Below are 12,490 nucleotides of genomic sequence, written 5' to 3'. Positions count from 1 at the left end.
TTTCGAATTGGCACTACTTTTACAACTTGTTGACTGATGTGGTATAATGGTTACAATCTGACAAGTCCACAGATATCGTTTGGAAAGGGAGGCTGAGCATATGGTGGAACAGCAGAAATCCTACGAGCACGTACTGACCTATTTGGGGGACGCCCTCCGGGATGGCAAGCTCACCCTGGGCCAGTCCCTGCCCCCCGAGCGGGAGCTGGCCGAGCAGCTGGGCATCAGCCGCAATTCCGTGCGGGAGGCCGTCCGCCTGCTGGAGCACATGGGCTTTCTGGTGAGCAGCCAGGGGGCGGGCAATTTCATCAGCTGCAACATCCAGCGCAATTTGCAGGATTCCTTTGACATGCTCATTCTGCTCCAGCAGATCGACTACCACCAGCTGGCCGAGCTGCGGTCGGGGCTGGAGCTGCAGGCGGCGCTGCTGGCGGTGGACCGGATCACCGACAGCCAGGTGGACCGGCTGGACAGCCTGGTGCGGCAGATGACCGCCTGCCCGCCGGAGATGGGGGCCCAGCTGGACAAGCAGCTCCACGACGAGATTGCCGCCATTTCGGGCAATCAGCTCATCATTCAGATTCTCCGGGCCCTGTCCTCCACCATCGACCGGTTCATCAGCGACATGCGCCGCCGGATCCTCCAGAATCCCCGCACCGGCAATCAGCTCCAGTACGCCCACGAGCAGATGGTGGACGCCCTGCGCCGCCGGGACAAGACCCACCTGATGCTGGCGGTGAACCACCATTTCAATGTGGTCAACAGCAACATGACGGCGGAAGAATAAACGGCAGAAAAAAACACCATCGCCTGAGGTGCCTTTTGACAAGGGAGACGTTGCAGGCGCCTGAAACCCGGAGAAAACGGGCGTAAAAGAACATAGGGCAGCAAGTACAAAAGGATCAGGGCTTGTTTAGCGGAGAATTCTACGCAGACGAGTCCAACCGAAAATTGGTAAAGGGTCATAGCTTCATCCCTGTGAGTGCATTTTGACACCAAAATGCTATGCTTGCGCGGACAGCGGCGCACTGCGCCGCTGTCTACCGTGTGGGGGCGGTGCTGCGCTTTTTCAAGGGCTGCGGTTTCTTTTTATGTGCGGTTTTTGGATCTTCTTTGGGGCTGCGGCGCTCATGTGGGGCAGCAGCCTGCGTTTCAAGAGGCGATCCCGCTTTTTCAGACGGCGGTGAAGGGGGGTCGCCCTCCGACTGCTCCGGCAGGTCCCCGTCCTCCAGAAGGGAGAGAAGGTCATCCGCCACCTCTTGGGGCGTGCGCTCCGGGACCTCCACGGTGTAGCCTGGGAGCAAAACACCGTTGACGCAAAACCGGCCCTTTTGATCCTGTGGGATAGGTGGGGAAATTTCCGTGAACAGGTGGGCGTAGGCTTTGATCCGGCCTTGCAGGTATCGCTCCATTTCCTCCTTAGTGGCAAACACTTTGTCGCTCTGCCCAGCGATCTTCCAGCCGGGGCCGGTGTAGTCGGGAGTAGGATGCTGGAGCGTATTATAATGAATATCCCAGGATAAAGCGCAGTTGATAAGAGTTCCATCCGGCTTCTTATGCTCGGACACGCGATACGACATTTTATACACCATGTTGCTCAATACGTGCCAGCCGAATTGATTGACTTTCCACTGGTTGGACGTGTGCTCCACCGGCAGGGCCCGCAAATACTCTCTTGCCTTACGGAGCGCCGCCGTCTCCGCCGCCTGTTTCTTCCATTCGGTCTCGATCTCAGAACATTTGGAGAAAATGGTTTTTTCCTTTGCCACGCTGGCCTCCTCCATGGCAGCTAATTCCTCCCGCGGCAGTTGGATCAGTTCCGCGACACGGTCCGCGTTTTTATCCGAATAGTAATGGGCGGACATTTCGATCTCCCAGCCAGGGGTGATATGCGTGTATGCCATACCCGCCCTCCTATCGCACCAGTGCAGGCCGTTTTTTCAACGGCCCCTTCTTCTTGGCAGCAGGGGCGGGCTTGGCAGGCGGCGGTTTCTGCTTTCGCTCCGATGGCGGAGGCCCTGCGGCCAGTTCCGGCGGCGCTTGTACCGGCGTCTCCGGCTGAACCCCACCTCCGCTGGGTACGGCCTGCTCCGGTGGGGGCGAAACCTCCATATCCGCCTCATCCAGACAGTCCAGAAGGTCGCTGACCGTGACTTCCTCCCTGGCCGGGGGAGTGCGCAGGACGGAGTAGCCTTGCAACAGTTGGCCGTTGACGCAGAACAACGCCTTTGCCTCTATGGGAATCGGGGGAGAAATACTCTCAAAATATTCCGCATACTGGTCAAATTTGCTCTGGATATACTTCTGTGCCCCTGCCAGGGTCTTATACTTTTTCGCACCCTCATACACGATCCGCTTTTTGGGCCCCCGGTCATAGTAGGAGTGGTATTTTACCTGAGCGAGGCCGGGGGCGGTGTATTGCAGTTCCCAGGACAACTTCCACTCATCCCTAAACTTGATGATGCTGAAAGTCATTTTGTAGACCAGGTTGCTGATCTCCCAGGAGCCATCTTTGCGCTGTTTCCACTCGTTGCCGGTGTGCTCCACCACAGGGGTTTTCAGGTATTCAATAGCCTTGGTCAGCAGAAGGGTCTGTGCCCCGTGTGCGTCCCAGGCTTTGGCCGCTGCTTGCACTTCCGTAAAAATCTTCTTTTCCGCCGCCTTGCTCTCTTTCAACTGCTGTTCCAGTTCCTTGATGGGGGTATTCAGAAAGGGCTTGAAGTTGGCATTTTCGCCTAAGTATCGCATTTGCCGGCGGACAAAGAAGTCAGTGCCCTCTTGCAGGTCCCCCGTATAACTGCCGACTTCATAAAAGGATTTCTTTGCCATTTCCTCGATTCACCTCCAATCTGGCCGAGCTGCCCTGTCCCGGTGTATTGCGGCCTTCTTCATGGCAAATCTATCGGTTGAGTACCGGGCTGTGCCGTCTTTTGGCGGCGCTCCAGGGCCGGGAGAGCTGGTAGTCGGGGGATAATTGCTTTGCCTCAAACTCCGCCACCGTCAGTTGACCGATGCCCTGCTCCTTAAAATTGCCGGGGGATAAGTCCAGATACCCCTTCTCCGGCAGGTGGATGGGGCTGGCGGTGAGCACTGTCCCGAAATGCTCCACCAGGACACGCCGTGCCAACAGGCAGGGCTGGCTCCAGTCCTCCGCATCCGTCTGCATATCATAGGCGTACATCCCCTTGGGAACAGTGGCGCGGTCTACGCGCAGTGTGGTGAACAGAGCGGGGATGCCTAAAATCTCCACTTCTTCAAACCGGGCTGTGCCCGCATTGACAGAATCCATAAACGATCCTCCTATCTTTCCTCGATTTGCTGAGGCTTTTTGATTTTGGGCCGAAAGCGGGGGACAAGGGGCAGGTCCACGGCGATCCGATGCCGTTCGGCCAACTGTGCCGGGGTGACGCGAACCTTGCAGGTATAGACGCCGATCCCGATGCACTGCGTCAGCCGCCGGTCAAACGGGATGTGATTTTGCTCCTCCCACTGTCCCACCGCCTGGGCCTGCTCCCTCATGGTCTCGCGCACATCCGGGTTGTCCCGTGACGGCTGCAATTCATACTGGATCAACTGGTCCGGGGTCAGAGGGGCGCGATAGGTCACTTCCCCCCAGGCCCGGTATGCGCCGTGCTCCACGCTGATCCGGTCATCGTAGTTGAGAAACCCCACCAGAGGATTGTCCGGCTCCTTGGGATAAGTCCCAAGGTCCACGGGCCGCTGGGTGGAGTAGTAGCGATATAACTCCTGCTGTTTCATAGGCGCCGCCTTTCATCGTTCAGGGGTAAGACGGACCTTTGGGCGCTGCGGCCGTCTGGCCTGTTCCTGTTTCAGACGGCGGATTTTGACCTTCACCGACTGCCGGGGGCTCTCGCCTCCCTCTGCCTGCCGTGGGGCCTGTGTAGCCCCGCCCGGCGACGCCTCCCGGCTGGCTGGGACAGGGTGTGCCGCTCTCTGCTCCGTCTGATCTGTGTGCTCTTCCTGTGGAACGGCCCCATTCGCCGCCCGGCGCAGGCTGAAAACGGTCTTTGCCGCCTTATCTTCAAACGGTGCCCGCTGGCTCTCCGGCAGGACGGCGGCCTGCCCCTGCAACTGCTGTTCCAGTTCGGAAATATCGCAGTGACGCTGGAAATATTGCAAGGTGCCTTGGGACAGATCCTCCAGGCTCTCCCGGACAAAGGGAGTAAATTCCTCTTCCAACTGGAGGCGGTATGCCTCCGGGGCCTGCTGGAACAGGGCCGAGACACGGTTCGGGTCGGCGCGGTAGGTCTCTAAATGCCGCTCCATCTGTTCCAGCAGACTGCCGCCCGCCCCGATGTGGAGGGGGAGGCAGTAGCAGTCTGTCCGGCCATCCCGGATATAGTCGATCCGCACCTTGACTGGCTGGGCGGGCAATTCCTCCTCCCGGTAGGCGGCGTCCATCTCCGCCACATACACATTCGCCAGGGACAAGGGCATTTGCTTTCCAATGGGGAAATTCCTGTCAATGATCCCTGTTACGGTGACGATGGGCTCCGCGCCTTCCTCCATGGTGGAGAGAGGGGCGTCCGGCCCGCCCTCTAAAAACGGCGGTTTCATTAGTTCGTCCACGGCGGCGGAAATATCCTGGGTGAAGGTCCGCCATTTGTCCGCCACCGCCCGGACCGTACACACGCCGCGCTTGAAAAAGCCGGTCACGATATGGGCGCTCTCACCCAAAAGGTCTTTCATATCGCGCCGTAAGTTGCCGGTGATCTCTCTCATCCGGCTGTTAGCCTCCATTCTTGCTCACTCCTTTTTCAAATTTTTTTCACGTTTGGCCGGGAAATTGTCGAAACGCGTCTCAAATCGAGACGAATTAACGGAGAACCTCTTATCTGGCGGGGGCGTCCTGCCGCCTGCGCCTGGCTGTGCGGCCAGCCTTTCGCTGACGGTGGGAAGGTGCCTTTTGAAGTTCCTTTTCCGGCCCCTCGATGCCGGCGATCAGTTCGGCGGCAAGGGCATGGATGCGCCCGATGGACGCCTTCAGTACCTCCAGATCTTTGCCCCGGCTCCAGTCCGCAACATAGGCGAAGGAGTAGTCTGCCGTGTCGATGCCGAAGTGCTGGCAGACCACATAGGCCACGCTCTCCGCCTCCACCTCGCGGGTGCTCCGGTCCGGCCTGGTTTCTTCCAGTATATCCAGCGGGGAATGTAATTTGGCGTGGGCGACCTCATGCACCAGCGTCTTGATGGTCTGTACCTGGCTCATGCCGGGCTGAATCACGATCCTCTGTTCCACATAACTGCAATACCCCTTCGCCGCGCCGGGAAACGCCTCAAATACCACTGGCAGAGGGGACAAGGCGACCAGCGCCGAAACAATGCGTTCGTATTGCCGTGTCGCCCATGACGATTCTTTTGCATTGGAACAGCAACGGTTTCTGCTCCAGCTCTACGCAAAGCAGGCGGGATATACCATCATCGGCACTGCGGACGAATACGGCAGCGGGCTCACATTAGAACGCCCGGCGCTCCAAAAAGTGACCGAGGCCGTTGTCGCTGGCAGGGTGGATGTGGTGTTAGTCCATAGCCTGACCCGGATAGGCCGGGAGTGGGGGATGACCCAAAGCTACATTGACCTGCTCACCCGGCACAAGGTAAAGCTCCTGTGCATCCGGGATCGGCTGCTGTTCGATGAAAACGGCGCTGCCCCAATTTTGACAATAAAAAATGCGGAGTGCCCTTTGTAGGATACTCAGATCCTATAAGGACACTCCGCATGGTCCGAGTGGCGGGATTTGAACCCACGGCCTCTTGGACCCGAACCAAGCGCGATACCAAGCTTCGCCACACCCGGATGAACTTTTGTGCTGTTTCCTGCCTTACTTTTCCAGCACAGCAAAGAATCAGCACGTATTATTATAATGATACCCCCACCTTTTGTCAAGGGAGAAATAGGCGCCTTTGCGCCCTGAAAAGAAAAATCAACAGTGGCAGAAGGAAACACAGATAAATAAGATGAGGGGAAATTCTTGATTTTATTCGCACCAAGCGCTATACTTCATTCCGGGTGATTTTATGCGCTATCTGCTTGCACAAGAACTGGCTGAAAAATGGGGTGTTTCAAAGCGGCGCATCCAGATTTTATGCGCCCAGGGCCGTGTGCCCGGTGCCGAACTGACAGACCATGTCTGGAGGATTCCCGAGAACGCTGAGAAGCCGGCGGATGCAAGGGTCAGCCATGAGGAAGGCGCGCGCAGGACGCTGTCCGTCCAGCAGGTCCGCGGAAGCATCAAGAAGCTGTCCCGCAGCCTGTATCAGGGGCTCCTGGACCAGGGTCTGGGTGCGCTCCAGGCGAAGGAGGCGGCCATCCTTCTGCTCTCTGCAAAGCTTCTCTCCCTGCGGCTGCATGGGCTGGAAGAGGAGGAAATATCGGAGGTGGCCCAGAGGATCCGGCGCTATTTTGGATTTGCGGACGTGCTCTCCGGGGTTGACCAGTCCCAGTTGCCTCTTATTGACAAGCATTTGATGCGTGTCGTCCCCTTTTCTGACGATGTCCTCTCCTGGTCGTACCAGTATCTCAACAAGGAGGACAAGGACAGTGATCTGGCGGCCACGCAGTTTTTTACGGAGAAATATATGGTCTCGGCCATTGTAGAGCGCCTGCCTCTCTCCGATCCCGACGGCTCTGTGGTGGACCCGGCCTGCGGCAGCGGGAATTTCCTGCTGCACGTGCTGGAGCGGCTATGCCGGGAGGGAGAAGCGCCGTCGGACGAGGCTGAGTTCTGCCGGCGGCTGGACCGGCTGTACGGCTATGAACTGGACCAGGATCTGGCTGTGGTGGCCAGCATCAATCTGCGGCTGAAGACACTCCAGCTGATGGAGGAGGCGGGGCTGAGGCCCAGCCTGGAGACCTTTTTCGACTGTGTGCCCCGCATATACGCCTCCGTTGGGGACGGAAAACGGGGGGCCCTGGATCCGGACCCCGCCCAGCATCCGGTCCGCAGGGTGGGTACCGATACCGTGACCACGCTGGATCAGGTGATTTGCGGCAAGAAATATGTGATCACCAACCCGCCCTTTCAGACGGTGAAAGGGATGCCGGAGGACCAGAAGCGGTTTTTGAAGCAGGCATACCCCATGGCCAAATGCGACATGTGCAGCGCCTTTCTTCAGCGGTGTATCGAGGACACCGCCCCGGACGGCTTCTGCGGCCTGGTGACCCAGACCAGCTGGATGTACCTTGACAGCTTTGAGGAGCTGCGGGGCTGGCTGTTGGACAGAAGCACCATTACGTGTATCGTCGAGCTGGGCGCCGACGCCTTCCTGGACCTGTCCGGGGAAAAGGCCAATGTGGCGCTGGTGGTATGCAGGCGGAGGCCGCCCCAGCCGGATGACCGGATGGAGATTTGGGGGCTGTCGGCATACCGGCGGGAGGAGTGTGTGGAGCTGCTGGAGATGGCGTCCGACCACCGGCCCTATGTGTCCTCCATCCCTCAGGCACAGATCCGCTCCGCCCCCAAGCACCGCTTTTCCATGTCCGACGCCAGCGGCCTCCAGCGCATCCTGGACCGCTGGGGCAGTTACCGCACCTATGCGGTCCCCATGCAGGGCACCTCCACCGGAGACGCTAAAAAGCTGGTGGACTACTATTGGAGGCACCTGGGGCAGCGGGAGTGGGTCCCCGTTAGTAAAGGCGGCGGCTACGCCCGCTGGCAAGGACTGAACCAATACTGCGTCAAGTGGGGCGAAGACGGCGAGTATATCAGGCAGACGCCGGGCTCAGCCCTCCGGAACACCTCTTATTTTGGGCAGACCCAGATGGTGTTCAGTGATACGGGCACGGCGGGACTCAACATCCGCATCCTGCGGAAGGGACAGATCTTCATCGCCTCCGGCCCGGGTATCCGAGTTAACGAGGGACTGCCCATGGCCCACCTGGCCTTTTTGAACACAAAGCTGGCCACCTATTTCATCCGCCTGCTCTCCCCGAAGCTGACGGTATCTGCCGGCTACATCGGGCAGCTCCCAGTGGACCGGGATATCCTCTATTCGGAGGACCTGGACCGGTGGGGCAACCGGTGCGTGAGCCTGAAGGCGGAGCGGCTCTCCCGGCACCCCTGCAACCTGGAGTTTGTCCCCGTACGGCTGTCCGGCACTGCCGGGTCCATCCGGGCGGAGGCGCTGGAATGGCTGCGGCAGGACCTTGCCAGCCAGCGGGAGCAGCTGCTGCTGGAGCGGGAGATGGACCGGTTCCTTGCCAAGCATATGGGCCTTTCGGCGGATGACATGGCCGCTGTGGAAAAAAGCGTGGGTCCTGATCTCTTTTCTCTGCCGGAAGCACCTGCCGGTGGAATCAGGCCGGAGGAGCTGGATCGGAAGGCGGCAGCTCTGCTGACGGAAAGCTGCGGACTGAGCAGGACCAGGCCTTCCAAGAATGTGCGGGGCTGCGACAGCCTGCTGGAATATCTGGCCCTGGAGACGGGGGGCAGTTGTGAAACGCTCTGTGACAGGTTTCTGTCGGAGCCTGAGGCCTTCCCAAGGGTGCAGAAACGATATCAGGACGCCTTCCTGCACGCACTGGTCATTTCCGTTCTGGGCTTCCGTACCGACGCCCCATTGCCCCGGCTGGATCTTTCGTTGGAAGATTTCAGGGCGCTGCTTGTGCGGGAGTATCCCGGACTGCGGGACGACCGGGATCAGGTCTGCCGCTGGGTGGAACAGGAGTTTTCCGCCTTCCATGAGAAGGCCTTCCGGGGCGCACCGGTGTTCCGCTTTGAGAAGGACAGTCAGACCATAACCACAATTGAAGGATGAGATGATCTTGCTGCAAGCGATCCAGGCCTATGTAACAAACCATCTGCCCGCCCTGCTGAAGGATGATTTTTCCGATGTGGGCCAGGTGAAGATCTATAAACACTATCTGGAGGCCATCGTGTTCTCCTGCCTGAATGCCCAGGGCCTGTTCCAGCCCGGGGAGATCCCGGACCCCGGGACAGCGCTGGAGCGGATGGCGGGGCTGGGGCTCCTGTCCCGGGATATCTGCCGGTTCTTTGGTAAGCATGCCGGGCTGCTGTCCGGCGAGATCCCGTGGAGAAGGGAGGCAGCTGTCCCCTCTGTGGCCGTGCTGTATGAGACGCTGCTGCAGCAGGATTTTCAGGTGACAGAGACGGGGGCGTGCTATCAGACGGGAAAGGCCATCCGGGACACGGCGGGGGCCTACTACACGCCGCCCCAGCTGGCTCGGGCGCTGGTGGAGGACCTCTATTGGAATGAGTGCCGGCAGGAGACCCCGGTCACAGAGCGGTCCTATGTGGATTTTTCCTGTGGATGCGGAGAGTTTTATCAGGCCATGCTCCAGGTGCTGTGCGGGGAGGGAGGAGCCGACCCGGTGGAGCTCTGCCTGCGGTTCCACGGCGCGGATATCGACCCCATCGCCCTGCAGATCGCCGTGTGCGGGCTGCTGCCCATGGTGCCCAGGGACCGCTGGGGCGAGGTGGCGTGCCACTTCCACCTGGGAAATCCCCTGATCTGCACGGAGGGGGAGGGCGCCTATGAGGAGAAGGTGCGGCTGTTTGCCCAGGGGCGGTATTACGCGGCGGCCATGGGATTCCGGCGGGACGGGCCGCTGCTGGGGAAACGATTCGACGTAGTGGTGGGGAACCCTCCCTGGGAAAAGATCCGCTTTGAGGAGCGGAAGTTTTTCAAACTGCTGTGTCCTGAAATTTCCGCCATCTCCCAGAAGGGGGAGCGGGAAGCGCGGATTCGGGCGCTGAAAGAGGAACGACCCGGACTGTGGCGATGCTATTCCGCTATTCTGGCGGACTACAAGGCCTACTCCGGGCTGGCCCAGGCACATCCCATGCTGAAGGAGTCGCTGCGGGGTGAGCTCAACACCTACGCTCTGTTTACCGAGCTGGCCCTGCACGCTCTGGCGCCGGACGGAGTTCTCTCTCTGATCGTGAAAAGTTCGCTGGTCACCATGCCGACCTACCGGGACCTGTTCCGGTCCATAGCCGGGCCGGGCCACCTGTACGCACTGGCGCTGTTTGACAATACCAAACGCATCTTCTCCATTGATGCCCGGGAAAAATTCTGTATCCTGACGGCGGGAACCAGATGCCGGGGCCAGATCCAGCTGGCGGCGGGGCTGACCGACAGCGGTGAGCTGCGCACCTGCCCCAGAGCGTCCCTGGACTATGGGGCACTGGAACAGATCAATCCCGCCTCTGCCATGGTGCCCAACGTGTCTTCCACCCAGGCACTGGAGCTCCTGAGCCAGATCCACAGGGACCATCCGGTCTTTGAAGAGGTCTATCCGGCGTGCCATTTCGGGCGGATTGTACACCTGACCGGCCACGCCTCCCACATCAGAAAGACGCCGGAGAAGGGCTGGCTGCCCATCTATGAGGGGAAATTCCTCTACCAGTATGACGCCCGCTATTCCACCTTTGGGGACATGACCGACGCCCAGAAGTACAGCGCCAAGGCATCTGCCCGCACGCAGCCTCAGAGCGACGGTCTCAAGCCGGAGCCGGTCAGCCGTTATTTTATCGACGGGGCCTTTTGGGACAGGCTGCGGGCCAATTATCCGGAGCCCTACGCATTGTGCTGGCGCAGCCTCACTTCGCCCACCAATCACCGTACCATGGTGGCCATGATCCTGCCTACGCTGCCCACCTGCCAGTCCGTCCAGCTGCTGCAGATCTCCGATAAAAGGACGCTGCTGTATCTGCTGGGGCTCTTCAATTCCACCAGCTTTGACGCCTTTGTCCGGCTCAAAATGCCGGGGATCGACCTGACCCAGAGCGTGATCCGACAGATCCCGGTCCCCAGACCCGACGTGCTGGAGCAAACGGTATCCTTCCGGGGACAAGTCGGGACCATAGAGGAGCATATCCTGGGGCGGGTGGCAGCGCTTCTTTCCGCGGAGCCCTGGACCCGCGCCCTTGCGGAGCCCTTTCTCCGCCCGGAATGTTCCTATGAGGACACCAGGGGAGAACTGGACCAGCTGTTTGTTCTGGCCTATCAGCTGGACAAGAGACAGCGGGAGCTGCTGGAGCAGTGCTCCGGCATGACCCTTTGAGATAAAAAACAGGGGAGTGGTCCTTACCTCAGGTAAGGGCCACTCCCCATATAATTAGGTAGAGGTACAGAGAAGCTCGATGGCGTGGGCTAGCCTGCCGGCCTGCGTGGGCGTGAGCCGGATCCGGATCAGGCCCTGTCCCTTTGGGACCGGGTTCTTCTCCTTGCGCACCTTCAGTTCCTCATCCGGGACCTGGACATCCGTTACTTTCTGTTTGTTGATCGTATCGTTGAGCTTGGTGTCCGGTCCCAGCGCGATGCCCAGATGGAGCTCCTCCTCCAGCATCACGCCATGGTTGGGGTCGGGCCGCTCCATCTCCGCATAAAGCTGGCAGCTGGCGGAAAAGACGCTGGCGCCGGCGATCCACATCCCGGCGTTGACCAGGGGGACCTGATAGGTCTTTGTGGGAATCAGAGGGAGGGCCTTGGGGCCGCTCTGGTTCCGCTCCGGGTGGACCTGTGCCTCCTGAGCCGCAGACTTGCCTTCCGCCGCCTGCTCCAGTGCCTGGCTGAGCGGAAGAGCCGCGCTGCGGGCGGCATACAGGTCGATCCGGTTCTTGGCCGCACCCTGGAGATTGGGCTTGAACTTAAAGGTGTCCCTGCACTCCAGCACGATGCAGGGGTCGTTGTCCGAGGGCGGCGTCACCGTCAGGAAGGGAGCGTGGCCCTGGTCTTGATAATGCGTGTACAAAAAGAGCTTGGGCGAGCGGGTGGCGGTCTGAGCCACATGCAGTTCAAAAGACGATGTTTGCGACATAGGGATCCCTCCATTCAGGCTGCTGATGCTTCTATTATACCTGTGAGGCCTGCCTGCGCGCAATAAAAAAGAAAGACATCTGCAAAAGCAGATGTCTTTCTTTTGGTACGGCTGAAGGGATTCGAACCCCCGACCTTTTGGTTCGTAGCCAAACACTCTATCCAACTGAGCTACAGCCGCGTGTCAACTCTCTCGCTGACAGCTTAGTTATGATAGCACAGATAGAAACAGAATGCAAGCATTATTTTAAAAAAACTTGAAAAATTTTGCCGAAGGCTCAGCGGGCGGTTTTTTCCTCCGCTATGATGCGCTCCAGACAGCCCATCAGGTCGTTCATGGTCTCCAGTCTGATGTTCATTTGCAGGATGTGTTCTTTCAAATCAGCGGGCATGGAATCGAATTGGGGACGGATCGCGGGATTGACATAAGACAAATTACTCACCTCATATGCAGTATTGCCGAAATAAATGGTTTCTATTCCTGTTTCCGGCATCAAAAAACGCGCCCCTGAGGTCAGGCAGCGCGGAACTTTTGTCTGTCCCTCCCGCAGAGAGCTGTTGCCGCTCTGCGGGAGGACAGTGGGCTGTGCACTTGGAAAGAGAAGAGAGAGGAGGAGTCTCATGTCTTTGGTATCCTTACGGTCTCTATCATATCAGATTCCTCCCGGAAGTGATGAACCGTTTCCGA

The 12,490-nt window shown here is 59.1% G+C and carries 12 protein-coding genes and 2 tRNA genes; 4 read left to right on the top strand and 10 right to left on the bottom strand.

Going from position 1 to position 12,490, the window contains the following annotated elements; translation table 11 throughout:
- The first annotated feature begins 100 nt into the window (after window positions 1–100).
- Entirely contained in the window at window positions 101–787 is a 687-nt protein-coding gene (locus ACTNB1_RS08955) for a FadR/GntR family transcriptional regulator (protein ID WP_441168943.1), read from the top strand.
- Window positions 788–1,040: 253 nt separating this feature from the next.
- Here the strand turns inward: ACTNB1_RS08955 and ACTNB1_RS08950 are convergent, their stop codons facing one another.
- The 6 genes from ACTNB1_RS08950 to ACTNB1_RS08925 form a co-directional block, all read right to left on the bottom strand.
- A complete protein-coding gene (locus ACTNB1_RS08950; protein WP_087397690.1) occupies window positions 1,041–1,904 on the bottom strand; it encodes a hypothetical protein in 864 nt (287 codons plus the stop codon).
- Between the two features lie 10 nt (window positions 1,905–1,914).
- Window positions 1,915–2,829 carry a hypothetical protein gene (locus ACTNB1_RS08945; protein ID WP_441168941.1) on the bottom strand — a complete coding sequence of 305 codons (915 nt, stop codon included), beginning with the start codon at window positions 2,827–2,829 and terminating at the stop codon, window positions 1,915–1,917.
- A 70-nt stretch (window positions 2,830–2,899) separates the two neighbouring features.
- Window positions 2,900–3,289 (bottom strand): LPD28 domain-containing protein, encoded by a 390-nt coding sequence (locus tag ACTNB1_RS08940; RefSeq protein ID WP_087240437.1) that lies wholly within the window; start codon window positions 3,287–3,289, stop codon window positions 2,900–2,902.
- A gap of 11 nt (window positions 3,290–3,300) precedes the next feature.
- Entirely contained in the window at window positions 3,301–3,759 is a 459-nt protein-coding gene (locus ACTNB1_RS08935; RefSeq protein ID WP_441168940.1) for a hypothetical protein, read from the bottom strand.
- Between the two features lie 12 nt (window positions 3,760–3,771).
- Complete coding sequence (locus ACTNB1_RS08930; RefSeq protein WP_441168939.1) at window positions 3,772–4,761, bottom strand: hypothetical protein; 990 nt, start codon at window positions 4,759–4,761, stop codon at window positions 3,772–3,774.
- A gap of 91 nt (window positions 4,762–4,852) precedes the next feature.
- Window positions 4,853–5,308: an ImmA/IrrE family metallo-endopeptidase gene (locus ACTNB1_RS08925; RefSeq protein WP_441169027.1), complete on the bottom strand. Its 456-nt coding sequence runs from the start codon at window positions 5,306–5,308 to the stop codon at window positions 4,853–4,855.
- Between the two features lie 34 nt (window positions 5,309–5,342).
- Here ACTNB1_RS08925 and ACTNB1_RS08920 point away from each other — a divergent pair, with 34 nt between their 5' ends.
- Window positions 5,343–5,711 (top strand): recombinase family protein, encoded by a 369-nt coding sequence (locus tag ACTNB1_RS08920; protein WP_441168937.1) that lies wholly within the window; start codon window positions 5,343–5,345, stop codon window positions 5,709–5,711.
- Between the two features lie 30 nt (window positions 5,712–5,741).
- Here ACTNB1_RS08920 and ACTNB1_RS08915 read toward each other — a convergent pair.
- Window positions 5,742–5,818, bottom strand: a tRNA-Pro gene (locus tag ACTNB1_RS08915).
- Between the two features lie 221 nt (window positions 5,819–6,039).
- Between ACTNB1_RS08915 and ACTNB1_RS08910 the strand changes: the two genes are divergently transcribed.
- Window positions 6,040–8,778, top strand: a complete 2,739-nt coding sequence (locus ACTNB1_RS08910) for an N-6 DNA methylase (RefSeq protein ID WP_441168936.1) — start codon at window positions 6,040–6,042, stop codon at window positions 8,776–8,778.
- Window positions 8,779–8,785: 7 nt separating this feature from the next.
- Entirely contained in the window at window positions 8,786–11,047 is a 2,262-nt protein-coding gene (locus tag ACTNB1_RS08905; RefSeq protein ID WP_441168934.1) for a hypothetical protein, read from the top strand.
- A 54-nt stretch (window positions 11,048–11,101) separates the two neighbouring features.
- On the opposite strand, the gene ACTNB1_RS08900 is transcribed toward ACTNB1_RS08905, so the two are convergent.
- The 3 genes from ACTNB1_RS08900 to ACTNB1_RS08890 all read right to left on the bottom strand — a co-directional run bounded on the left by ACTNB1_RS08900 (window position 11,102) and on the right by ACTNB1_RS08890 (window position 12,236).
- On the bottom strand, window positions 11,102–11,803 hold the full coding sequence (locus ACTNB1_RS08900; RefSeq protein ID WP_441168933.1) for a hypothetical protein: 702 nt from the start codon (window positions 11,801–11,803) through the stop codon (window positions 11,102–11,104).
- 103 nt (window positions 11,804–11,906) lie between these two features.
- A tRNA-Arg gene (locus tag ACTNB1_RS08895) sits at window positions 11,907–11,983 on the bottom strand.
- Between the two features lie 97 nt (window positions 11,984–12,080).
- Entirely contained in the window at window positions 12,081–12,236 is a 156-nt protein-coding gene (locus tag ACTNB1_RS08890) for a hypothetical protein (protein ID WP_441168932.1), read from the bottom strand.
- Window positions 12,237–12,490 lie beyond the last annotated feature (254 nt).

Source organism: Flavonifractor sp. HCP28S3_F3, assembly GCF_052065355.1.
Lineage (GTDB): Bacteria > Bacillota > Clostridia > Oscillospirales > Oscillospiraceae > Flavonifractor.
Note: the sequence above shows the minus strand (reverse complement) of the source record. Positions and strands in the feature narration are given on the sequence as shown.

What these genes read in the sequence shown, in the direction of transcription:
- ACTNB1_RS08930 (WP_441168939.1), bottom strand. Translation starts at nt 4,761, where the DNA reads ATGGAGGCTAACAGCCGGATGAGAGAGATCACCGGCAACTTACGGCGC.
- ACTNB1_RS08955 (WP_441168943.1), top strand. Translation starts at nt 101, where the DNA reads ATGGTGGAACAGCAGAAATCCTACGAGCACGTACTGACCTATTTGGGG.
- ACTNB1_RS08940 (WP_087240437.1), bottom strand. Translation starts at nt 3,289, where the DNA reads ATGGATTCTGTCAATGCGGGCACAGCCCGGTTTGAAGAAGTGGAGATT.
- ACTNB1_RS08910 (WP_441168936.1), top strand. Translation starts at nt 6,040, where the DNA reads ATGCGCTATCTGCTTGCACAAGAACTGGCTGAAAAATGGGGTGTTTCA.
- ACTNB1_RS08900 (WP_441168933.1), bottom strand. Translation starts at nt 11,803, where the DNA reads ATGTCGCAAACATCGTCTTTTGAACTGCATGTGGCTCAGACCGCCACC.
- ACTNB1_RS08920 (WP_441168937.1), top strand. Translation starts at nt 5,343, where the DNA reads ATGCGTTCGTATTGCCGTGTCGCCCATGACGATTCTTTTGCATTGGAA.
- ACTNB1_RS08950 (WP_087397690.1), bottom strand. Translation starts at nt 1,904, where the DNA reads ATGGCATACACGCATATCACCCCTGGCTGGGAGATCGAAATGTCCGCC.
- ACTNB1_RS08935 (WP_441168940.1), bottom strand. Translation starts at nt 3,759, where the DNA reads ATGAAACAGCAGGAGTTATATCGCTACTACTCCACCCAGCGGCCCGTG.
- ACTNB1_RS08945 (WP_441168941.1), bottom strand. Translation starts at nt 2,829, where the DNA reads ATGGCAAAGAAATCCTTTTATGAAGTCGGCAGTTATACGGGGGACCTG.